The sequence below is a fragment of the Bacillus sp. NPDC077411 genome, assembly GCF_044543425.1.
Classification (GTDB): domain Bacteria; phylum Bacillota; class Bacilli; order Bacillales; family Bacillaceae_G; genus Bacillus_A; species Bacillus_A bruguierae.
Map to the genome: position 1 here is coordinate 61,775 of NZ_JBITWA010000016.1, position 23,872 is coordinate 85,646.

Consider the following 23,872-nt stretch of genomic DNA (forward strand, 5'->3'; position numbering starts at 1 on the left):
GGAGAAAACATATGAAAGATAGAGAAAAAGATTTAGATAAAGCATTAAAGAAACAAGAAATTTTAGTGAAAGATGAAAAAGTATGGTCATATACATATGAAGATCATATTAGTTCGATTATTAAACGATCGCAAAAAGAAGGAGTATTTGATGATTTAGTAGGAAAAGGGAAACCACTACAAATTGATAAAAGTCTCTCTTATAATCCAGAAAAACAACTATATAAAACGATGAAAGATAATCATATATTACCGAGGTGGATTGAGCTTTCGAAAGAGATCGATATGTTAAAGGAGAAGTTGCATACATGCACCGAAAAGGAAGAAACTGCTGCAATGGTTGAAATAATTAATAAAAAAATTCATGAGTACAATTTAACTTGTCCGCCGTCAGCGCAAAAAATGAAGATAAATATACCAAGTTAATATTTTAGCATGGTTATCTAAATTTGATACAGTTCTTTATAGAAGAGAATATTCATAATGTGACATCATAAAAATTACAGAGAAATATCATTAATTATGGACAGCGGGTATATGGATCAAACTCTTAGCAAGTAAACCATTACTATTATTAAAATTCTCCCCAAAATAATAAGGGAGAATTTTTTTATTTCATAAAAACATTATGTTAACTAAGAATTATGAATTGAATAAAAGAAAGATAGGTTAGACAGAATTATGCGAAATTTTTATATACAGCAAGCTTCTGTGAATATTTAGAAACTAAGATATAAATGGATATAAAAGAAAGAGAAGTTCACAAATACAATGTCCAGTGAAATTCAATATAAATTATGTGTGAGGATTCAGCATAAAATTTTTTACGGCGGTATGTAATGAATTTTGTGTATGAAATTTTAGCGTGTATTTAAATTTATGAAGTTTTAAACCGGTATGTAAATATGCTATGGATTGTTTCAAAAATTTCCGTTTCATCTCAAAATGTATAGTTTACTTGTTTTTAGAGATATAAAACTCCTTTCTTTTCACAACTACCTATAATTTATATTATGTAAACTAGAAAAAAGAATTAACATACCAATAAGTTAATCTTCCACCTTCTTGTAATATTCAATATCAGGAAGTCCCCTATTTGAACTTGACGATAATCTGGAGCATCGACTTAATAAGTTTCTGGACTTGTCTGTTAATAATTAGGTTCGACCCATAAATTATTCGTGGTTATGCGTATAATTTGGGCTGTTATCAAAAATTTTTAGTTTCTTATAACAGATCATTAGAATTGACAGACCTCACAACTTCAACTAGTCGTCGTTTTATTCAAGATCAAGTGATTAATTATAAAGTTAAACCACGTGCATTACATCGTAGAATTTCTTGTTTAAAATCATTTAGTCAGTATTGTTTAAAAGAAAATTATATTAGTATTGATTTTATGGGTGGCATTCTAGCACCTAAGACTGAAAATAAGCTGCCTGTGTATATGACTTTGCAAGAATTGAAAAAATTATTTACTTTTTTGGAAAATGATAATCGTCCTCTCTCCTATCGTAATCATTTGTTATTTAAACTCTTGGCAACTTCGGGAATGCTGAGACAAGAATTTGTCGGTAAGTCTGGCTTGTCAGCAAACCGTTTTTCTTTACACCATTTACGCCATACATTTGCTACCTTAATGCTGCAAGAAAATAAAGATCAAGTTGACTTGAGGACATTGCAAGAAATGCTCGGTCATGAAAGTTTAGCTACGGCATCTATGTACACTCATGTCGATTTCGAACAAAAGAAAAAAGCAATTAATTCATTTTTAACAAATTAAAAAAGGCATACAGGTTAATCATGTAATATATTAGCTTGTATGCCTTTTCTTTATCATGTTTTTATTTAGACATATAGTGCAACATGATTTTTTCTAATAGCTGCGGATTTGTTTTTGATAGTTCCAGCAAGAATTCTTCGGAAAATGGTGGATTTGATTGTATATTGTTTTGCCTTTCTAATAATGAAAATTGTATCTGAGCATCCTTATTTTCGTGAACTTTTGAAACTGGTTGTTGATTTTTATTTACGTGACTATCACGTGAAACACCTCGCTCATCCAATAACGTTGCTATAGAATAGCGGAATGCATGCGGTGTTACTTTCCGACCGTAGGAAGTTTCTTTTTCTCAGTTTTAATGACTTTCCAGACATTATCTTCTTTTTTAGCGTATATAACAAGTTTAATCCATCTAACTTGACTGCGTGTATATAAGCGATGTTTTCTTTAACATAAATTCTTGGCTCCCTAACCCATGCCCATATATCATCTTGTAATACAGATAGGACTGCCTTACCTAAAGATGAAACTTGCTCTTTATCATTATAGAAAGGGAATTCTCTGAAGAAATATATATCTTTAACTCCTTTTAAATTAACATCAAAATAATACTTTCTAGTCAATGCTCCTTTAACAGCTGAACAAAAACAACAAATTAGCTTACATAGTAATGATTACAGAAAAAAAGTAATTAACAAATTAAATACATGGTTTATTCAGAATGGTAAAGATGAAAATATAGTAAAAGCCATAGGTTCTTTTATCACTTTAATAGAAAACGGTAAGGCTTCAAAAGATTATCATATTCTTTTCAAAAATTTGGATTATTTAACTACTGATACTGAGTCCAATAGTACAGAAACAGTTGTTAAAAAGGAAGCTTCAAATAATCAATACTAGTTTCTTTGCTCTCATCGCTAATTTCCCCCAATTATAATGTTTGTATGTGAATTTAGTACTATCCCTTATTGTATACTACTGTCTACCTTTTTCATCATCTCGTGCGCTTCGTTTATCTTACTGGAAGCCTGTGAAAGCATATTATTAGCGGTCTTAAACATACCTTTGTCTACACTAGGTAAACTTGGGTCTGCATTATCCAAAGTTCCTTGGCACTTATTCGTACCTTGTCTTGCTAAATCCATTGCTTCCATCATTACCTTATGCGACTCTTTAAACTTACTTGGTGGTCTTAACTCAGCTACCTTGTTTGCTGTCACGATAAACATTTCTGCTTCTTTCCTATACTCTTTTGCTACTTCACTTATCGGTTTGCTCCGGTCATTTATAATACTATTTAACTTAAGTGACCGTTCAGAAATGTCTTTCATACCTAAAGCTAATTCTTGCTTGTACTCTTCAGCGGAGAGTTCTGTTACTTCTTTCTTGTCTGATTTTGTTTCTACTTTCGACTCAACTTTCTTATCTGTTGTCTTGTTGTCCGAACAACCAACTACCCCACTTAGTAATGCGATTGGTAATGCAAGTGCTACTAATTTCTTTACTTTCATTTTATATACCCCTTTGTTGTTTTTATGAAATGTAAGATTATTATACTATCGTAACAAATTAATTGGTTTACCTTTATCATATTATGTCGAAAAATAAAATAAAAAAGAGAGCATCGCTACTTCCTCTTTCAATATCAGCCCAGTTCAGATATGCTATTTTCTGTTTATTAGGAATAAAGAATTGGATTTCTTTTTGAATTTCATGCCGGTGCTCTACCATTAAGTTTAGAGGTATTTCAAAATTGTTGTTCTTTATGTACTTAGCAAAGAATCAATAAAATAAGAGAATGGTAAAATAAATGAAAAATTAAATATAATAACGCCTCTAACATGGGCATACTACACTTATTCTAACTAGGAGGTGCTCCATGAAAAATCAATCGAACGACTCTCATCGCACTGGAGATGAGAGATTCAACACAGCTGGACCTACTACTGACGAAGCAACTACGGGTTATGTTCGTGCGAAAGATACTTCTCAGTCCAAAGGGAAATCTAGCAGCGAATTATCAATTAAAAAAGATATTCTATAGTTAATAATGAATTTTTTAGTGGATGTTCTAGAAAGATTTATTCAAAAAGCATGGTAAATTACGCTGGTAAAGATTTATACGATGCGATTTCGGGTGATAAACTGGTGGAATATGGCTTATATGTCCAGCTCATGGACCCAAAGGATGAAGCAAATCTTTCTTATGATCCTTTAGACGACACAAAAATATGGGATGAAAAAGATTATCCTCTAATACCAGTAGGCAAAATGGTCTTAAATAAAAATCCTGATAATTATATGGAACAAGTAGAAAAAGTCTCCTTCTCCCCTTCTAATTTATTAGACGGCGCAGAATTATCTGATGATAAAATACTGCAAGGCCGTACGAATATTTATAGTGATTCTCAAAGAAGAAGAATTGGAGCTGAATTTCGTAAATTACCGGTCAACCAACAGCAAAATTGGATACCAGCTAATCAAATTACAAGTGGTGATGGAAGATATGTTGAAGGCAAACTAGAAAGAACTTCTATAACAAGGCAAAACGATCTTGGGCAGGCTGGTGAATTCTATACGAGGTTAACTCAAATAGAAAAAGAACATCTTGTCGAAAATTTAGCTAGTGATTTGAAAGTTATATCTGAAAAGTATCATCTGACTTAGCAAAGAGAATTGAGATTGAAATGAAAAAGTGATAAGAAGATTAAAAAACGTCATTTTTACGATTAAAATGACGTTTTTTGTATAAAATTTATTAATTTCCACCTTGTTCTTAATAACCGTATACTTTCACAAATACTACAATTGTTGCATTGAAATAAAAATAGTTTAAGAGCAACTTTCTTATTCTTTTATCATTTGGTAAAGCCAAACCATGTCTTCTTTTGAAAAAATTTGGGGAACGGGATAGAGCGGATTCGCCTCTTTTAAAGCCTGATTTACCATAGCAGGAATATCTTTATCAAGAATGCAGCTGACCTTTTTAGGTATACTCATGTCTTCATTGAGTTTTTTTATTGCTTCTATAAACTTTTTTGATTTTTGCTCATCGGTGTCAGATGAGTTACTGATCCCAATTAAATCTGCCAGTTCAGCTAAAGGTTTATATACTGATTTCCCATAATACTCCAAAACATAAGGCAAGATTATAGCATTAGCTAATCCATGAGGAGCGGAATAAAATCCTCCTAATGTATGCGCAATAGCATGAACATTTCCAACATATGCACGAGTAAACGCTAGACCAGCTAAATATGATGCTTTCTGCATGTTTTTGCGTGCATGAATATTTGAACCATTTATATAGGATTCATAAAGGTTATTAAATATCAATTGAACTGCCTCTCTACTGTTCTGTTTTGTTTCTTCTGTATTACTTTTTCCGATGTATGCCTCAACTGCATGTGTCAAAGCGTCCATTCCAGTCGTTGATGTTATATGGGGAGGTAGTTTAACTGTAAGCATCGGATCCAGTACGGCTAACTGCGGGATGAGTGCATGATCGTTAATTGCATATTTTTCATGTGTCTCACTATTAGATACGACAGCAGCAACTGTAGCCTCACTTCCTGTACCTGATGTTGTAGGGATCACGAATAAGGGTGGAATCTTTTTTCTGACCTTTAAAACCCCTTTCATGTCAGGAATACTTTTTTTCGGTCTAGCAACACGCGCCCCGACCCCTTTTGCACAATCAATCGGTGATCCACCGCCAAATGCAATGATACCTTTACACTTACTTACGTGGTAAAGAGATAGTGCGTCTTCAATATTATAAATTGTAGGGTTTGGAACGGTTTTATCATAAATAAAATATTTTACTCCTGCTTCTTTTAGTTGTTTAAGAAATTCATCTAATAATCCAATTGACGTAATACCCTTGTCTGTCACTATTAACACCCTATCAATATTGATACTATTTAAGTGAATTGGAAGTTTACTTAAGCTATTTTCTCCAGTTAATAATTGAGGTTCACGCCAAGGTAAAAAGTAGGAAACCAACTTAAACGTGTTTTGATATAATCTACAATACAACTTGTACATATTAAGACCTACCTTTCCTTTTTGGTAAGTATTAAGATACATAGCTATAAATATAGTAGTAAGAAGACCAAAAATACTACTTTTATACTTTGAGTTTTCTATAAAATGAATGTCTTTTTTACTACTTACATATATACGATACTGTTTTTCTTTATCAATAAACTTAGGTTTATAGTTTTGAGCGTTTAGCACTTCTTTTAAAAAATTCCATAAAAAGATAAGTCCCCTTTAGTTGAATAAACTTAGTCTACAACTCATTATTTAACCAATTCAATAATTTAAGAATTGTATCTGCATAGTGCCTAATCTCATTTATTGTTTCTGTCGCTTGGATAGTTCCCATCTGCTGTTCTTCTTCGTCTGTACATTCAATCCATAAAGAACGTTTTAAATTGTATTCAAGCCACCCTAATTTTCCTGAAAAACCATTTGCTAATACTACTCTCCAGTCTGCTTGCAGTTTACCATATCTCTTTTTATATCCACTTATAAAAGAGAAGAATCTTTGTTTATCAATGTCCCCTTTTTCATTTTTAGACCAATAGATTGCTGTTTCAATTAAGTCTTGCATTGGATTTATATAACCAGCTGATTCCCAATCAATAAGAACGGGATTGTATTGGTTCCACATAACATTCTTAGAATCTAAATCCCTATGGCTAATAACCATATTTGATGAAAGAGATTCAGATGCGCGAATTGCATTTAAATTCCATTTGCTAAGGTTATCGAGATTTTCAAGGAGTAACTTAACCCATTCTGAACGATTTTCTTTACCTTTTTGCAAATAATAATTCCAATTAGTAGGTTGTCCGTTATCAAATCCATCATTTGTTATACTTAACTCCGAAAAATCAGCTTTATGTATTGCTGCAAGAATTGTACCTATTTTTTCGCAATGAATATTATTGATTTCATAAGGTTTCAGACTTTCACCTTCTATCCAATCAAACACAAGATAAAACTGATTGTCTACTTTTTGTAAAACATCTCCATTAAGTTTTTTTGCTGGAAGAGTTGGAATGTTATTAGACAAGAAATTGGCTATTTTTTCTGAGTTGATATAGTTTCGCATTGCCGTTGGTCTAAGCATTATTTGAGGATTTAAAAGTTTTACGGCATACTTTCCTTTCGTGGTTTCAACAGCATACATTCTATGTAAAAGCCCACCAGAAATGGATTCGGGGGCATTCAATAATTCACCAAGTTGAGATGTTTGACACAAATCCTTAAATTCCGATTTATATTGTAAATCACCCATTTTCGCACCTCCCCTTTAACTTTTTACGAAAAGTCTTCTTATGTTCATATAATCCAGATCCGTTAACTTAGTTTTACTTAGCATACATGGCATCTTAATATACTTACGTGTAATTTCGACAAAGAAAAAGTAGTTCCCTTTTCTAATCATTTAATTTAAATAAAACAATAAAAATTAAACTTAAAATACATAAAAATAGAGTAAAAACATCTGTTTATGTATTTTATTTTTTTAAATTGTTGGATGGTCTAAAAACACATATAAAAGTAGATAAAAAAGCAAGAGCAATTCGCTCTGCTTTTTTATTGTTATATCAATGTTTTTTATGGAATTAAAGGTTTAAATTACATGTGTAAATCTCATACTTCATCAGGACTTATTGTTATGTTCCACATTTATGACGACATTTCCCTTCTTGTGTCCTTTTTCGACATATTTATGAGCTTCCACAATCTCTTCAAATGCATAGTACCTGTCAATGACTGCTTTTATCTTCCCCGTCTCGACAAGTTCTTTAAGGAAATTTAATGCTTCGGAAGTTTCAGGTGAATTTTGACTTAATATTAATTTCTTGCTGCTTGTCAATTTAGTCCATAGCATTCGAACGCTTGGCAACGGTTCAACAACATTTATATAGGTACCGTCCTTCTTTAGCAATTTGTTACAATCTGAAAATGAACTCTTGTTTACTGCTTCAAAAATAATATCATAAGTCTCGTCTGTACGAGAAAAATCCTTTGCTGTGTAATCAATTACCTTGTCGGCTCCCAGAGATTTTACCAATTCTAAATTCGTGGAACTGCATACCCCTGTAACTTTTGCTCCGAAATACTTGGAAATCTGTACTGCATAAGTTCCTACACTCCCTGAAGCGCCATAGACAAGGACCTTTTGACCACTCTGAATGTTAGCTTTTCTAAGATGAAACAAAGCTGTGCGTGCTCCAATTGGAATGGCAGCAGCTTCCTCATAGGTTATATTGGAGGGTTTAATAGATACTGGTCCATCTTCAGGTAGACAAATATATTCAGCATAAGAACCAAAACTCGCTTGGGTAGCTGCAAAGATCTGGTCGCCTTCCTTAAACCGTTTGACATCTTTCCCTACTGACTCCACTTCACCAGCTAATTCCATCCCCAGTATAGATTTTTTAGGTTGTCTAATTCCAAGTGTTATTCGAGCAGGCAACCAAACAGAGAGAGGAACTGTAAAACTCCGTGACCGAATATCCCCTGCTGTTACGGTTGTCGTTTTTATTTTTACTAGTATTTCATTTCCCCTAGGAGCGGGTTTTTCTATTTCTTTTAGTTGAAGAACGTCAGGGGGACCGTACTTTGTATACACAATTGCTTTCATTTATCTTCCTCCAATTGTTCTATTTATTAATATCATACGAAAAATATGAATAAATAGAACAATGGTTCATTCTTCAATAACTGGTCTTAAACTACCCTGCTCTGTCAATTAAAAAACGGATTATGTAAATACATTTTTCTCCTCAACAAAATGATCTTTATATAGAGTTGGTACCGTTTAATAAACATTTAAGCGTGCACAATGTTTTGCATTTTCTACAAATCCACGTTCTCATAACTCCCTACCACTCCCAAATTAGTATGATTAATTATAAAATTCTAAAGAATAAATTATAGACTTATTATTCTGAAATATATATAATTATATTTGGAACATACAAAAAACTCTCTTTTCTCAAAAGAGAGTTTTTTGTATGTTCATATTTAACAAGTTTATAATAGCCTTTAACTATCCTGAACAATACATTAAATAAACTTATTATGAAATCCCAACAAAGCCAGCAGCCACTTTATTGATATTGAATTTTATATTCCATTCTTTTATAAGAGAATCAAAATAAGACTATGAATTGAAAGGTGAAGATAATGAAAATTGAACATATAGCTATTTGGGTAAATGATTTAGAAGTAATGCGCACATTTTATACCAAATATTTTAAAGGTAAAGCTAATAACTTATATCGTAATGAAACAAAACAATTTGAATCTTATTTTATTACATTTGAAACAGGGGCACGTATAGAAATTATGCGAAAGAAAGGAGTAAAGAATAAACCTAAAAATGAAATTACTGGATATGCTCATTTCGCTTTTTCTGTCGGAAGCAAAGATAACGTTAATCGATTAACGGAAACATTAAGAAAAGCTGGCTATCCTATATTAAGTGAACCTCGCTTTACTGGTGATGGATACTATGAAAGCGTAGTAAGTGATCCAGAAGGCAATCAGATTGAAATAACAATCTAAAGTTCACAACATGCTTCTTACGAAAAAATAACAAATTTTCTCTTTTCTTTAAATCAATAGTATTTTATTGAGAAATATTTTTCTTAATCCCTAAATATTGTGAAATTTGATACAATTATATAAAAATATATTAGGGGGGGTTATGCCATGGAGACTACAACAGTTACGTTAGAACAAATTACTTCTTTACTAAATAATTGGTACGATGCAATTCGTAGTCAAAATACAGTTCTTGCACTTGAAATTAGAAATGATGTAAACAAGAAAATTGATAGGATTGAGGAAAATCAGAACATTATACTATACTACATTTTACTAGAATTTAGATATAAATTACTTACAAATGATTATAAAGAATCAAATACTTTGTTAGAAAAAATTAATAGCTTCGAAAAACCAACCGATGCTTCTTTAACATATTACTATCATTTCTTTAAAGCAATACATGCTACTGAGATTGGTAAATTTAAAGAAGCTAACGAATACTTTAGCAATGCTAAAGAGTTATTAAAAACTATACCTGACGAAGCTCAAAAAGCTGAATTTCACTACAAAGCTGCAGCATACTACTATCAAGTTCGTCAACCACTTGTCGCTATTAATTATGCAACAAAAGCTAAAAATTATTATGAAAACTCAATAGGATATGAGGTTAATATTGCTGGTTGTACAAATATTTTAGGACTTACATGTACTTCTTTAGGTCAATATGAATCAGCTGAAGAATATTTCATAAATGCTTTAGATATTGCTAATAAAAAGAAAAGTACACTACTTGCTCTAAAAATTAGACATAATTTAGGTTTCTTATATGCTGAGCAAAACTTATCTGAAGCTGCTATTAGAAATTTATCTGCTTCCATTGAAGATCCTGAAACTGACTATAAATGTACCTTCCTATTAGCAAGAGAACATTTTAAATTAGGTCACACTGAAGAAACAAATAAATTTATTGAAAAAGGATTGGAAATTTGTAACCGTTTACAAGTAATTGAATATAAACATCACTTTTCCATCCTTCACGCATTAAATACAGAAGAACCAACTAATACATTTGAAACAATAATTAAAGAAGGAATTCAATACTTTGAGCAAGAAGATTTATTAGGGTTCGTGCATGACTACTCTAAACAATTGGCTCTAAAGTTTTATGCTTCTAATCAACCTGATAAAGCAAGTCAATATTTTTATAAGTCACACGAAGCAGAACAAAAACTACACGATAAGGAGGCTTTAAAATAATGAAAAAATTAGCTAAATTTTTTGGAATTACATTTGGGTTAACTTTACTACTAACAGGAATTATTGGGTATACTCCTTCAAACACATTACAAGCGGAACATGGTAAAACATTCCTGGAACAATCAAATGACCCTCAGGATGTGCTAAGAGAACATGGTAAAACGTTTTGATTTAAGTTACAAAATGAAAAGACCTTTAAAAAATAAAAAGAATGCACATATAAGACATGCCTTATATGTGCATTCTTTAATTGATTTGTTATTGAACTAATCTGTCACCGCTAATTAGAGAATATGATGTATATTACTTCCACCAAGCATCAAACATAGTTGTAGGAAGTTGTCTTTTATGTTCTGTAGCTAAATATCGTTTTTCGATTGCTTCTGCTACTTCTTTTGACACTTTCTTACCTTCTAAATAATCATCTAACTCTTCATAAGAAATTCCTAGCTCGGTTTCATCTGCTTGTTGTGGTTTATTATCTAATAAATCAGCTGTTGGAACTTTTAAATACAATCTTTCAGAAGCGTCTAAAGCTTTCAATAGTTCTCTTCCTTGTCTTTTTGTTAATCCAGATAACGGAAGAATGTCAGCACCACCATCGCCATATTTCGTAAAGAAGCCTGTTACAGCTTCTGCTGCGTGGTCTGTCCCGATTACAAGAAGGCCATTTTGTCCACCTACCGCATATTGCGTAATCATTCGAACCCTGGCTTTCACATTTCCTTTATTGAAATCTGTAAGTTGCTCTTTTGCATCTTTTTTATATTGCTCTGCAAAAGCGTCAACTGTCGTTTTGATATCAAATACAAATTCTTCGTCTGCTCGAATAAATTGTAATGCCGCTTGTGCATCATCTTCATCTTTTTGAACGCCGTAAGGTAGGCGAATGGCCACGAATTTTACATTTTGTCCTTCGGCTCTCAGTTCTTCTACTGCTAGTTGAGCAAGTCTTCCAGCTAATGTTGAATCTTGCCCACCGCTAATTCCTAAAACGAAGCCTTTTGCTCCTGTTTTAAGTGCGTACTCCTTTAAAAAATTTACTCTTTTACGAATTTCTTGAATAGGATCAATTACTGCTGATACATGTAAATCCGACATAATTTTTTGTTGTAAAGTTGTCATTTCAAAACATTCCCTTTCAGTTTTTAAAGTTTTATATGCAATGTAATCCTTATGATTGATACAAACCTTTTTCCTTGATGTAATAGTAGCAGCTATCCGGGAGAAGGTAACGTGGTTCGCCGCCTTTAGAAAATTCTTCGCGTATATATGTAGAACTAATTTCCATAGCTAATCCTTTATCAATTAATTGAAATCTACCATCATCATAATTGCGCAGGAGAGCGGATCGACTAATCGTTTGGAGCATATCGATACCATTGCGAGCCATAACGATGAAATTATTTTCACTTATCAATTCTTCGGCCATCTTCCATTTTCCATCAGCGATATCTACTAAAAGGTCTGCACCCATGATAAAGAACAATTCTGCTTCTTTTAATATAGATCTAAAATGCTTCATTGTATAGTATGTATAATGTTTTCCTGGTAATACGTTTAATTCATGGGTGTCCAGAACGAACTTGGGATTATCCTGTATGGCTAAACTAATCATCTTAGCGCGGTGATCACCTGTCGTTTGTATTTTCTTATCAATACGCTTGTTTGTAGAAGGTAAAAAGATAATATAATCTAGCTTTTTACGATGTGCCACAGTTGAAGCAGTCCACAAATGAACATTTGTGATTGGGTCAAATGATGAACCATATATTCCAATTCGTCGCCCTTTTTTTAATAGTCCGCTAATATCTTTTTCTGGATTCAATTCTTGAAGGTACTCCATGCTTTTAGTTGATTTGATTTCATTTTTTTTCATTTTTTAATCATCTCCGCAACTTTTTGTTTTACTTCCTCAATATGTTTCATTTTGTTGTCCCAACACTTTTGACTAAGGTCTAAAGGATATTCTTCTGGATTTAATCCGCGTTTATATTCATCCCAAAGTAAATCTAAGTTGTCTTTTGTGAATTGCTGGATTTCTTGCAGTGATGCAGATTGATATACACACTCGCCTTCTATGAAAATATCGTGATGCAGCTCTTTAGCCTCAAAGTTCGTTACAAATTTACTAATAAAAGTATGCATTGGATGAAACATTTTTAATCGATCTTCTTCAGCTGGATTTTCCGTCTCTAACGCGATATAATCTCCTTCTGATTTTTTGTTTGTCGTATTAATAATACGGTACACTTTCTTAAGACCTGGAGTAGTTACTTTTTCTGGATTGGAGCTGATTTTAATTGTATCTACCATTTCACCGTTTATATCTTCGATGGAAACAAGCTTATAAACAGCTCCTAGAGCAGGAGAATCAAATGCTGTAATTAATTTTGTTCCAATTCCCCAAATATCAATTTTTGCTCCTTGTGATTTTAAATGAGTGATCGTTTTTTCGTCTAAATCATTGGATGCAATAATTTTTGTTTCTGTAAAACCTGCTTCATCTAACATTTTTCTCGCTTCTTTAGATAAGTAAGCTAAATCTCCGCTATCTAGTCGAATTCCCTTAAAATTAATTTGATCGCCAAGTTCTTTGGCCACTTTAATAGCATTAGGCACCCCTGATTTTAATGTATCGTAAGTATCTACTAGAAATACGCAATCCTTATGTCTACGAGCGTATTTATGAAAAGCGGTATATTCATCGCGATATGCTTGAACCATTGCGTGTGCGTGTGTACCAACTACAGGAATGCCAAACAGTTTTCCGGCACGTACATTAGATGTAGCGTCAAATCCTCCGATATATGCAGCCCTTGTGCCCCAAATTGCTGCATCCATTTCGTGAGAGCGACGAGTTCCAAATTCCATTGCAGTTTGTTCTCCTACTACTTGTTTCATTCGCGAAGCTTTTGTTGCAATTAATGTTTGGTAATTTACAATGTTTAGAATAGCTGTTTCAATGAGTTGAGCCTCTACTAAAGGTGCTTCAATTCGAAGCATCGGCTCATTCCCAAAGACTAATTCACCTTCTTTCATCGAACGGACAGTTCCAGTAAACTTTATACCTTTTAAAAACTCCAAGAAATCTTCTTGATACCCTAATTCATCGCGAAGATATGCAATATCACTTTCAGTAAAACGGAAATTTTTTAAGTAATTTATAATTCTTTCTAAACCAGCGAAAACAGCGTACCCGTTTCCGAATGGAAGTTTTCGAAAGAATACTTCAAATACTGCTTTACGATTATGCATATTATCTTCCCAGTACGTTTCCGCCATATTAATTTGATAAAGGTCAGTATGTAGTGTTAGGCTATCGTCTGTATATGTATTATTCATTATAATTCCCTCCAATTATTTAAAATATATTGTATGTATACATCTATAATATTTAACAATTAACAAATTGTTAAATATTAATTTTAAAAAAATTAGTATCTAGCTGTGTATATTGGTTGCACTATATCCATCTCTATAAAACGATATAATTGTGCGGATTTTTTCGATGTTCGCTGAGTCGTTTGGCCCGTAATTTCTTGAATGAACGGCAAAGTTTTTATTTTTCTCGCAAATGCCTGCCCACTCTTAATTGCTGGATCTTCAGTAACAGTCAACAATACGGCTTGTAGCTCAGAGTATGTGAAACTCTTTGGTAAGAAGTTTTTTGCTACAATTGTTTGAAGTAAATCCATTGTAATAACTTTAATTGCGTCTCTTATGATCTGATTATGATCAAAAGCTAAGTCTAATTTTAGTACTTCTTCAATTGAAAATAATGCAACTTCTGCAGCATCATCATTAGCTTGACGTTTTTCTAAATAATACTCTGGTACAATTGCATAATGTGCATTAGAAATAATCCAACCTCGTGGATCACGGCCAGGTTTATCATACACGCCATAATGTTTAATATGTATACCTTCTACACCTGTTTCTTCTTCTAGCTCTCGCTTTGCTGCTTCAAACGCCGTTTCATCATCCTGTACAAAGCCGCCAGGTAACGCCCATTTCCCCGCTTCAATATTAGGTTTTCCTTCTGAATTGGTCAATGCCCGTTTTATCAGCATTAATTTCAAAGCCATAACAGGAGGCTTATGTTCTTCTTTTTCCTCAGTTACAATAGTAAATACTGCAATATCTGATGTATAGCCATCCGGTGTCTTATATTTTTTAACATCATATTGTTGTAAAGCTTCTTGGTTTGACATTTAGCTCCCTCCTAAACGGTTAGTATTTTTCTTTACGTATTTCTCTTCTCTTAATAATTAACAATTGGTTAATTATTAATTCGATTATGCACGAATTATTTTTATTTGTCCATAGAAATTTTTAAAAATCCCCATATGGCTTAGTTTAAATTTTACACCGTTTGTTTTTATATAATGGATGATTTGAATTTACAATATTTCTTTTTCTTTTTCTTCTGTATTCCAATCTGTAAAGATGCTAGTTACGGCGTCAACTGCAACTTCAACTACGAATTCACATAGGCCAGCTACCACTTCTTCAATCACTTCATACATATTCACCCACTCCTCTTTTGATTAAATTTATCTTTAGTATATAAGCTGGATATTTTTAAATGCTATTGAAGAAGATGACAGATACCTTACAGTTTTGTAAGACTAATAGGGGGAGCGTCAGGAAAATGCAGGTTTACAACGTTAGGGAAATTACAATATTAAAAAGCCCGCTTTCTCAGTATTAAATTAAGAAATTGGGCTTTTTTTGTTATTACAGAGTTACAAATCTATGCTTGGGACATGATTGGATGCTTAATATGTAAAGGAAAGTCCTCATTACTAGCGGATTTTACAAATAATACTTCACTTCCATTAAAGACATTACTTTCTGTTTGAATATTTTCATAGTCTGGGGTGTAATGAAATACTATTTTTTTCGTAGAATGATCAGCAATTTTTGTTAAAATGTGTTGAATTTCAAATACTCCTCAAAGCTTATGCCGAATATATTATTAGTAAGTTCACAATAACTTTTTCTAAGGGCTTTATTATTTTTATAATCTTTTATAAAACGTAGTTGGCTCATTTAATTATTCTCCCTATATTTTTTAACATTTTTGTTATCTTTATTTTATCAGGGGAATTACTCCAGAAGAACATGAATATTCCATGTAGTCGTAAACGCTTCTTTTCAGCAATTATTTTCAATTTCCTACTTTTCACATGATTGACACCGATAAATCCTAATTTCTTCATGGATAAAATCTGAATCTTTATCTATGATTTTTAACCACTCTTCTTCATTTTTATCTTGAACTGAAATAATCCAGATATCAGAAGGATTAACCATCTTGCAAGTAGAATGTTACTCCATCGTGAATTATTTTATCTATAACATTACATAGCTCTGGAAGATCATAGACTCTAAGCTCACACCAATCAACCTTGTATCCTTGTTTTTTAGCATTTACAAACACTTAAAATGTTTTCTCTTTTTTACAAGGGGCAAGAAGACCATCTTCGAACAATGGAGCCTATGTTTTAAATTCTTCAACATTTCTAAGATAATCACTCTTGGCTTAACAGTAGCTTATGTACATAGTATATAAATATTTTTTTCTATTGGAGGGATTTCCTAATGGCTGATAATATGCAACAACTGATTCAAGATCATAAACAATTTTTTCATCATGATCATACAAGAAGTCTACAATTTCGCCTTGAACAATTAGAAAAATTAAAAAATGCTATTCGAAAATATGAAAATCAAGTGCTGAACGCATTATATCAAGATTTACATAAAAGCGAGTTTGAAGCGTATGCTGCAGAAGTGGGTTTCGCCTTTAACAGTATCAACTTTATAATGAAATACCTAAAACAGTGGATGAAACCTCAAAAAGTAAAAACACCTATTCATTTTGCTCCTTCCAAAAGTTACATAATAAAAGAGCCATATGGTACAGTGCTAATTGTTGGCCCTTTTAATTATCCATTCCAATCAATAATGGAACCTCTTATCGGGGCGATTGCGGCAGGAAATTGTGTAGTTCTCAAGCCTTCAGAAAATGCACCAAATGTTTCAGCTGTAATTAACAAAATAATAAGTGAAACGTTTGATAAGCAATATATTCGTGTAATTGAAGGAGACAAAGAAACAACTTCTTTATTGATTCACGCACCATTTGACCATATCTTTTTTACTGGTAGCGTTCAAGTTGGAAAAATTGTCATGGAAGCTGCGGCGAAAAACCTTGTACCAGTAACATTAGAACTTGGTGGAAAAGGACCAGCTATTGTCGATGAAACAGCTAACCTCGATATAGCAGCCAAACGTATTGTCTGGGGAAAATTTATAAATGCTGGGCAATCCTGTATTGCACCTGATTATGTTATTGCTCACAAATCTGTTAAGGTACAATTGATTTCGAAAATGAAAGAAGTCATCACAAGCTTTTATGGATCAGATGTATCAAAAAGCAATGATTATGGTCGAATTGTCAATGAGGGACAATTTGATAGACTTATTTCTATATTAGAACAAGACCAAAATCATATAATATTTGGTGGAAAATCATCTAGAAGTCATTTATATATTGAACCAACACTTCTTGAAGCAAAATCGTGGGATGATGCAGCTATGAAAGAAGAAATTTTCGGACCAATTTTACCAATTATGGAGTACAGCGATTTAGATGAGGTCATTCATATGATTAACAACCATCCCAAACCGTTAGCTTTGTATGTATTTACTGAAAATAAAAACGTCGAAAAACAAGTATTAGGACGAGTTTCTTTTGGAGGAGGATGCGTCAATGATACAATGTCACATATGGCTAATCTCCACTTGCCTTTTGGCGGAGTAGGAAGTGCAGGATTCGGTGCCTATCATGGGAAACATAGCTTTGATGCTTTTACACATCATAAAAGCATTTTAAAGAAAAGTTCAAGGATAGACCTAGGGCTTGTATTTCCACCGTATAGGGACAAAATTAAAATTTTACGAAAGATATTTAAGTAATAAGAAACGGTTTGCCATTATTATTTGTAAAATCCCCCCCCATATTCTCAATTAGGGGTACCAGCAACATTTCGGAAATCTTGTGCGCTAAGCAGATTTAACTAAAAAAGGCGAATTCCTGTAGTATGAGGAATCGCCTTTTTTTAGTTAGATATAGACTCGAAAAGGATATTTATACCATATTTAAATCGATTTATGTTAAAATTATTCTGAATATTAATATTATTACCTAGGAGGATTATAAATGCTTACACCAGAACAAATCTCCAACTTATTTAGAAACTTTTCAGAAAAAGAATGTAAAGGGTCGAGCGATTTATATGAACATTTATCATTAAGAATTGCAGAAGATGAGGAACTCCTTGCATTAGCGTCACATGCACAACTTGGTCAGCCAACTCCAAATTTATTACTTGGTGCCGTTCACTATTTATTATTGAAAGGCAACGGCCATGTATTAAAACAATACTACGATAGCCTCATTTCAACTCCAGAAAAAAAATTAGACCAGGCTTTTTACCATTTTAAAGGCTTTTGCCAGCTTCATAGAGAAGAGATTATTGCTATTTTAAAAACGAAGTTAGTACAGACAAACGAAGTAAGAAGATGTACGTATTTATATCCGAGTTTTTGCTATATGTTTAATAAAGTTAATAAACCTTTAGCGTTAATTGAAATCGGAACAAGCGCTGGTTTACAATTATTTTGGGATCAATATTGTTATTCGTATGGAACTGAGAAAGTGTATGGTAACATAAATTCTAATGTCCAATTAAAATCTGAAATAAAAGGTGAAAATCAACCATTTCTTTTACAACAAAGCCCTCCTGTCACAGAAAGAATTGGATTGGATTTACATATAAATGATTTGAATGATGAGGAAGATTATTTATGGTTACGCTCGCTCATTTGGCCAGAGCATAAAGAAAGGCTTGAAATGTTCGATCATGCAGCAGCTTGTTTAAAAGAACAATCAGTGAAACTTATAGAAGGGGACGGGGTATCTCTTCTTTCTGAAATTGCAGAACAAATTCCAGGGGATTCAGTGATTTGTGTCTTCCATACACATGTAGCAAATCAAATACCAGAGGGTATAAAGCATAAACTAGTAGAACAGATTAAAGAAATTGGTGCCAAGCGAGATGTTTTCCATCTTTACAATAACATGTGGGATAGAGATCTTCATCTTGATTATTTTATTAATGGTAAAGAATACAATGAAACGATCGGAGAAACAGACGGTCATGCACGCTGGTTTAGCTGGGGATTAGAGGATAAATCTTTGTGCTGAATTTAGATGTAAATGTGTAGAAAGAATAAAGTTATTTAATCTTGTTCTTAGAAAAACAAGAATCGCCTATCTATATATTTGATAGGCGATTTCTATGTTTAAAAACAAATAAACAAAATATCAAGTATGTAGACAACAAGAACGGAAGTTCATAGAAAATCTAACCTTAGCTTGATGGACATGTGGCGAGACCTCAATACTAAAAAGGCATCTACTGAGAATCAGCAGATGCCTTTTTAGGTTTTCGTTTATGGCTTTGTTTTAAACTAATGTTGATAATTAGCTACAAATATGAAGATTGTGGAGTGTAATTTAAATTATATAATGAATACCACAAACTACTTTGGCTCAATAGTAATATTTATTTTCAGTTATAATATAAAGAGGGAAACAAACTTGCTGGCATGTTCGACTTATACAATTGCTCTAATACCTTTTGGTCTTTACAATATACTTCTGCACGGTTATGTTTACTTACTAAATCAATTCTTATAAAAATTGTTTCTTCGGTATTGCACCACCACTCAAAGTATTTATCTGAAAATGATTCTCTCTTAATTTTATTTAAAGCGTTCGTTTTTTTAAACTCATCAATTTCACTCTTTTCAGCGCCACGTGTTAGCCAATTTGGATGCTTATTAAGCATATAATATTTAATTGCTTCATCTTCTAAAAATTCTTCTATATTGTCAGCACTAATGAAAAAACTCCCCATGCAGAAATGATATATTTTCCCATCCTCATCAATACAAGGTCCAAAATCTCCTGCATAATGATATTCCATACATTGAAAAAAGTATTTTCCGTTTTCTTTTCTAAAATATCTAAGTTCATATTTTTCTTTAAATGTATTGAAGTAAAACATATCCATTTGGAAAACTTCATAAAATTTTTTACCAATTTTATACCAAATACCACCAAATGATACTTGAAAATCAATTACTTTATCAAAAAAAGGTATTCCTTCATTGGCAAATACTCTTTTTATTTCATCTTTATCTTTAATTGTATCAACTTTCTTACCAGATAATATCATGTCATTTACTGTCTCAGATAGAATGTTTTTCTCCATAATTTTAATACCTTTCATATTTATTAAAATGATCAACTACTTCTTTTTATTGGGAACTAAATTTTACAATTGATTCTATCATTTGTTCCCAGTCTTCACTATGAATCTCATGCCCTGATCCATCAAGAGTCACTAATTCAGTATGGGGAATGGCTTTCGCAAGAGCAAGTCCATGTTCGTATGGAAGAGCTGGATCTTCTGTTCCATGAATAATGAGTGCTGGTATGCTGATTTCTCTCATCCTATTATAATAATCACCTCCGCCTTGCAGCATGGCATGATTAAATCTGCTTGGAAGCTGTTTGGCACGAGTTACCTCCCTTTTCGCCAATTTATATATTCTTTCCCTCTCATAAGGTTTGGAACCGGCTAAAGTTTTCCATAAACCCGCAATATAGGAAATAGCCGCCTCTTGATTTGACCAGTCTATGGAAGTACTCTTTGCATGGTAATTTAGTATGTTCTGATCCATTGGAGGAAGTTTTTCCATCTCAGTCCCGAACACACTTGATGCAATTAAAGTAAGCGTAGATATACGCTTTGGATATCTCAGAGCAAGAATTTGGCCAATCAAGCCACCTAAGGACATTCCAACGATATGAGCCTGCTTTATAGAATAAGCATCCAGGACTCCAATTGCATCGGCAGCCATGTCTAATATTGTGTAGTTGGAAGTACCAGGTTCATAAGTAGTCGATCGTCCCAAATCACGATGATCGTATCGAATGACAAATCTTCCTTGATCAGCAAGGCGGAGACAGAATTCCTTATCCCACCAATCTAATGAAGACATAGCCCCCATGATTAAAAGTACAGCAGGGTCCTTAGGATTTCCAAAACTTTCTGCACAAATCTCTACTTTATTTATTTTCAATATTTGTTCCCCCATGTTTCTCCTCCTTTAACATTAACTTCCTATTATTATAAGATATCAGGACGTATTAGGTCATGTATATTTCATAAGTGGCAGTTTTTTTCTGTAGATGAATGATAGTAGAGCCCAATGATTGACCAAAAAGCTAATCGTACTTTTAAGATGTATTATTCTTGTTCTATCATCGCTTCCTTTGGTACACCAAAGAAATAGGTTACGATAAACCCACCGATGTATCCTGCAAATAATCCAATGACGTATTTCCACCATACTCCACCAGCAATTAAAGGAATTAATGCCAGACCAGATGGTCCGATAGCAATTGCACCAACGTTACCAAGTAATCCGATGACTGCTCCTCCAATACCTCCACCGATACATGCGGTGATAAAAGGGTGACCTAATGGTAATGTAACACCGTAAATTAATGGTTCTCCAATGCCAAGAATTCCTACTGGGAGTGCACCTTTGATTACATTTGTTAAAGATTTATTTTTACGACAGCGGATCCATAATGCCATTGATGCTCCAACTTGCCCAGCTCCTGCCATCGAAAGAATAGGAAGTAATTGTGTCATACTCGTTGTATTGATCATTTCAATATGGATTGGTATTAATATTTGATGTAATCCTAACATAACAAGTGGTAAGAATGTTGCGCCAAGTACAAATCCAGCAAATGCACCACCGCGTAATAATACCCAATTAATAGCACCAATTAAGTTATCTGAAACGAAACCTGCTAATGGCATGAGTAAGAAAATTGTTACAAGCCCTACTATTAATAATGCGATTGTAGGTGTCACGATAATATCAATTGCATTGGGAATCACTGTACGTAATTTCTTTTCTACAAATGCTAAGATCCAAACAGCAAATAATACACCAATAACTCCACCTTGTCCTGGTGATAACGGCTGACTGGTAAAGATATTAAGAATTGGATTTTCTGGCGTCATACCAGTTAAAAGGGTAATACCACCGATTACCCCACCAAGTGCTGGTGTTGCATCGAATTCTTTTGCCGTATTAATGCCAACATAAATTACTAAATAACTAAATAATGCATTTTTAATCACATTTAAAACTGTTAGGTATTGTCCCCAAGTTTCTTTATCTAAATTTCCAGCAGTAATATTATTTAATAGAATAGAAGCAATACCTGCAATTAACCCCGCTCCAACGAATGCTGGTATAAGAGGAATAAAAACGCTTCCAATTTTTCTTGAAAAATTTTTAAAAGGTGTATGATTCTTTTTCTTTAATTCTGCCTTGATTTCTGCACCTTTTGCTTGTAGTTTTTCTGCAGAAGAAACTTTTGAAGAACCACCTTTTCTCTCTGCTAATGCAGTACCGAACTGTTCTGCTACTTTCGTTACAACACCTGGTCCAAGAATGATTTGGTATGTTTCATCATCAACAATACCAAGAACTCCATCAATCTTTTTCAATACTTCTTCATTAATTAAATTACGATCTACAGGTGTAACGCGAAGACGTGTCATACAGTTTGTATATGCTGAAACATTGTCACTACCACCAATCGCATCTAAAATTTGAGATGCCATGCTATGATATTTGTTCATCATGTCTCCCTCTTTTCGGTTATTTTACTGCTTGTCTAACAAACCCTTGCGTTTCTGCTAATTTCTTCATTGCTTCTTCTTTTGAAAGTCCTGTCAAAATCATTACAATCGCGATTTTAGGTTTATTATCTGCTTTTACTAAGTAGGTTTCAGCTATTTCATAATCACAAGATGTTGCTTCCATCACGATACGCTTTGCACGCTCTACTAACTTTTCATTTGTTAGTTGAACATCAACCATTAAATTCCCATACACTTTCCCGATTCCCACCATAGAGGCTGTTGAGAGCATATTGCAAATTAATTTTTGTGATGTACCTGCTTTTAAGCGGGTTGAACCAGTTAATACTTCTGGTCCGTTTACTACTTCAATGGCAATGGTTGCGACTTTCCCTACTGCTGAGTCTTTGTTACAGCATACTGCGACTGTTTGTGTACCAATTGAATTTGCATATTCTAATCCTCCGATAACGTATGGAGTTCGGCCGCTTGCTGCAATTCCTACTACAATATCTTTATTTGTTAAATTAATATTTTTTAAGTCTTGAATACCTAATTCTTTACTGTCTTCTGCCCCTTCTACTGCTTTAATGAAGGCTTTTTCACCGCCAGCAATTAACCCGATTACTTCTTCTGAGTCTGTTCCAAATGTTGGAGGACATTCAACCGCATCTAACAAACCAATACGTCCACTAGTTCCAGCTCCTATATATATTAAGCGGCCGCCTTTTCTTTTTGTTGCAACAATCGCTTCAACGGCCTTGGCGATTTGCGGAAGCTCTTGTTTCACTGCTTCTGCGACTTTTGCATCTTCTTCATTCATGATTGTTAAAAGATCAATTGTTGACATTTCGTCTAAATTCATTGTTTTTTTATTGCGTGTTTCGGTTATTAAATTTTCTAACATATTCATCACCCTCATTTATTTCAAAATGTTTCATCTTCTCCATGGATACTATTTATTTTATATTGCTATGCTAAACGCTCAAAAAAGAGTCTTAAATTATTATTTCTTGCAAGTGGGAGCATACCTCATCTCAGGGATATGGCCAAGGAGTCATGTTTAGACATTATGAGTGGTATGGTAAAACTGCTAATATGGTTGCGGATTGGAATGATAGAGCTTCAGCAATTGAAATCACGATGAATCCGTAATAAGTAACGGGGAATTTTAATTGAACAGGTGAAGAAGTTTCAAAATCACTATCCTCTCGTCGTTTTAGAAGAAATGGGAGAATAGTAATTTTTTAAGGGGATGAATTTCGATCGAAAGAAAATTGAGATTGATAATAGATTTATATCCGTATATCAAGAATAAAAACAGTGTAAGAGCAGTAGAAGCAATGAAACAAGTAGGAATGAAGAATAATACATTTTAATAGATATCTAATAACGTACGATTTTCTTTTTTAGGTCGGGTCTTATAAGGAAAAATAAAACAATTAGAA

23 protein-coding genes and 1 pseudogene are annotated in these 23,872 nt (G+C 33.2%); 9 read left to right on the top strand and 15 right to left on the bottom strand.

The genetic code is table 11. From position 1 onward, the window contains the following. Positions 1-11: 11 nt before the first annotated feature. Both ACIGHG_RS18730 and ACIGHG_RS18735 read left to right on the top strand, forming a co-directional pair. On the top strand, positions 12-425 hold the full coding sequence (locus ACIGHG_RS18730; RefSeq protein ID WP_396549876.1) for a DnaJ family domain-containing protein: 414 nt from the start codon (positions 12-14) through the stop codon (positions 423-425). Positions 426-1,245: 820 nt separating this feature from the next. After that, complete coding sequence (locus tag ACIGHG_RS18735; RefSeq protein ID WP_396549878.1) at positions 1,246-1,782, top strand: tyrosine-type recombinase/integrase; 537 nt, start codon at positions 1,246-1,248, stop codon at positions 1,780-1,782. A gap of 61 nt (positions 1,783-1,843) precedes the next feature. On the opposite strand, the gene ACIGHG_RS18740 is transcribed toward ACIGHG_RS18735, so the two are convergent. The 3 genes from ACIGHG_RS18740 to ACIGHG_RS18750 form a co-directional block, all read right to left on the bottom strand. Continuing rightward, the gene (locus tag ACIGHG_RS18740; protein WP_396549879.1) at positions 1,844-2,065 is read right to left on the bottom strand and encodes a hypothetical protein; all 222 of its coding nucleotides are present in this window, start codon (positions 2,063-2,065) and stop codon (positions 1,844-1,846) included. After that, entirely contained in the window at positions 2,058-2,405 is a 348-nt protein-coding gene (locus ACIGHG_RS18745) for a hypothetical protein (RefSeq protein ID WP_396549881.1), read from the bottom strand. The genes ACIGHG_RS18740 and ACIGHG_RS18745 overlap by 8 nt, the downstream gene beginning before the upstream one ends. 342 nt (positions 2,406-2,747) lie before the next feature. Then, on the bottom strand, positions 2,748-3,293 hold the full coding sequence (locus ACIGHG_RS18750; protein WP_396549883.1) for a hypothetical protein: 546 nt from the start codon (positions 3,291-3,293) through the stop codon (positions 2,748-2,750). A gap of 368 nt (positions 3,294-3,661) precedes the next feature. Here ACIGHG_RS18750 and ACIGHG_RS18755 point away from each other — a divergent pair, with 368 nt between their 5' ends. Then, a complete protein-coding gene (locus ACIGHG_RS18755) occupies positions 3,662-3,826 on the top strand; it encodes a hypothetical protein (RefSeq protein ID WP_336473391.1) in 165 nt (54 codons plus the stop codon). A gap of 56 nt (positions 3,827-3,882) precedes the next feature. Further along, positions 3,883-4,481 (top strand): annotated as a pseudogene (locus tag ACIGHG_RS18760) (catalase); the annotation flags it as partial. A 148-nt stretch (positions 4,482-4,629) separates the two neighbouring features. Here the strand turns inward: ACIGHG_RS18760 and ACIGHG_RS18765 are convergent. From ACIGHG_RS18765 to ACIGHG_RS18775, 3 genes are all read right to left on the bottom strand, one after another. Next, positions 4,630-5,829 (bottom strand): iron-containing alcohol dehydrogenase, encoded by a 1,200-nt coding sequence (locus ACIGHG_RS18765; RefSeq protein WP_336473446.1) that lies wholly within the window; start codon positions 5,827-5,829, stop codon positions 4,630-4,632. A gap of 247 nt (positions 5,830-6,076) precedes the next feature. After that, positions 6,077-7,090, bottom strand: coding sequence for a phosphotransferase (locus ACIGHG_RS18770; protein WP_396549885.1), 1,014 nt, complete (start codon positions 7,088-7,090; stop codon positions 6,077-6,079). 369 nt (positions 7,091-7,459) lie between these two features. After that, positions 7,460-8,446 carry an NAD(P)-dependent alcohol dehydrogenase gene (locus ACIGHG_RS18775; protein ID WP_396549887.1) on the bottom strand — a complete coding sequence of 329 codons (987 nt, stop codon included), beginning with the start codon at positions 8,444-8,446 and terminating at the stop codon, positions 7,460-7,462. Positions 8,447-8,991: 545 nt separating this feature from the next. Here ACIGHG_RS18775 and ACIGHG_RS18780 point away from each other — a divergent pair. From ACIGHG_RS18780 to ACIGHG_RS18790, 3 genes are all read left to right on the top strand, one after another. Continuing rightward, positions 8,992-9,372 (top strand): VOC family protein, encoded by a 381-nt coding sequence (locus tag ACIGHG_RS18780; protein WP_336473394.1) that lies wholly within the window; start codon positions 8,992-8,994, stop codon positions 9,370-9,372. Positions 9,373-9,519: 147 nt separating this feature from the next. After that, positions 9,520-10,614, top strand: a complete 1,095-nt coding sequence (locus ACIGHG_RS18785; protein ID WP_396549889.1) for a response regulator aspartate phosphatase — start codon at positions 9,520-9,522, stop codon at positions 10,612-10,614. Continuing rightward, entirely contained in the window at positions 10,614-10,784 is a 171-nt protein-coding gene (locus tag ACIGHG_RS18790) for a hypothetical protein (RefSeq protein ID WP_336473396.1), read from the top strand. Before ACIGHG_RS18785 ends, ACIGHG_RS18790 begins: the two co-directional genes overlap by 1 nt. Positions 10,785-10,917: 133 nt before the next feature. Here the strand turns inward: ACIGHG_RS18790 and nadE are convergent, their stop codons facing one another. The 5 genes from nadE to ACIGHG_RS18815 all read right to left on the bottom strand — a co-directional run bounded on the left by nadE (position 10,918) and on the right by ACIGHG_RS18815 (position 15,143). Further along, entirely contained in the window at positions 10,918-11,739 is an 822-nt protein-coding gene (gene nadE / locus ACIGHG_RS18795; protein WP_396549891.1) for an ammonia-dependent NAD(+) synthetase, read from the bottom strand. 49 nt (positions 11,740-11,788) lie between these two features. Further along, on the bottom strand, positions 11,789-12,460 hold the full coding sequence (gene nadD, locus ACIGHG_RS18800) for a nicotinate-nucleotide adenylyltransferase (RefSeq protein WP_396549893.1): 672 nt from the start codon (positions 12,458-12,460) through the stop codon (positions 11,789-11,791). Between the two features lie 29 nt (positions 12,461-12,489). Next, complete coding sequence (locus ACIGHG_RS18805) at positions 12,490-13,959, bottom strand: nicotinate phosphoribosyltransferase (RefSeq protein WP_396549895.1); 1,470 nt, start codon at positions 13,957-13,959, stop codon at positions 12,490-12,492. 92 nt (positions 13,960-14,051) lie between these two features. Then, positions 14,052-14,828, bottom strand: a complete 777-nt coding sequence (locus ACIGHG_RS18810; protein ID WP_336473400.1) for an NUDIX domain-containing protein — start codon at positions 14,826-14,828, stop codon at positions 14,052-14,054. A gap of 189 nt (positions 14,829-15,017) precedes the next feature. Continuing rightward, on the bottom strand, positions 15,018-15,143 hold the full coding sequence (locus tag ACIGHG_RS18815) for a hypothetical protein (protein WP_336473401.1): 126 nt from the start codon (positions 15,141-15,143) through the stop codon (positions 15,018-15,020). 1,078 nt (positions 15,144-16,221) lie between these two features. Between ACIGHG_RS18815 and ACIGHG_RS18820 the strand changes: the two genes are divergently transcribed. Both ACIGHG_RS18820 and ACIGHG_RS18825 read left to right on the top strand, forming a co-directional pair. Then, a complete protein-coding gene (locus ACIGHG_RS18820; protein WP_396549897.1) occupies positions 16,222-17,601 on the top strand; it encodes an aldehyde dehydrogenase in 1,380 nt (459 codons plus the stop codon). A gap of 244 nt (positions 17,602-17,845) precedes the next feature. Next, positions 17,846-18,892, top strand: a complete 1,047-nt coding sequence (locus tag ACIGHG_RS18825; RefSeq protein WP_336473404.1) for a DUF2332 domain-containing protein — start codon at positions 17,846-17,848, stop codon at positions 18,890-18,892. A 367-nt stretch (positions 18,893-19,259) separates the two neighbouring features. Here ACIGHG_RS18825 and ACIGHG_RS18830 read toward each other — a convergent pair whose 3' ends face one another. The 4 genes from ACIGHG_RS18830 to murQ all read right to left on the bottom strand — a co-directional run bounded on the left by ACIGHG_RS18830 (position 19,260) and on the right by murQ (position 23,331). Further along, a complete protein-coding gene (locus ACIGHG_RS18830; RefSeq protein WP_396549899.1) occupies positions 19,260-19,982 on the bottom strand; it encodes a hypothetical protein in 723 nt (240 codons plus the stop codon). A gap of 28 nt (positions 19,983-20,010) precedes the next feature. Further along, the gene (mleCBF, locus tag ACIGHG_RS18835) at positions 20,011-20,853 is read right to left on the bottom strand and encodes a CBF family alpha/beta fold macrolide esterase (RefSeq protein ID WP_396549901.1); all 843 of its coding nucleotides are present in this window, start codon (positions 20,851-20,853) and stop codon (positions 20,011-20,013) included. A 152-nt stretch (positions 20,854-21,005) separates the two neighbouring features. Further along, the gene (locus tag ACIGHG_RS18840; RefSeq protein ID WP_396549945.1) at positions 21,006-22,424 is read right to left on the bottom strand and encodes a PTS transporter subunit EIIC; all 1,419 of its coding nucleotides are present in this window, start codon (positions 22,422-22,424) and stop codon (positions 21,006-21,008) included. 19 nt (positions 22,425-22,443) lie between these two features. Then, positions 22,444-23,331, bottom strand: coding sequence for an N-acetylmuramic acid 6-phosphate etherase (gene murQ / locus ACIGHG_RS18845; protein WP_396549947.1), 888 nt, complete (start codon positions 23,329-23,331; stop codon positions 22,444-22,446). Positions 23,332-23,872 lie beyond the last annotated feature (541 nt).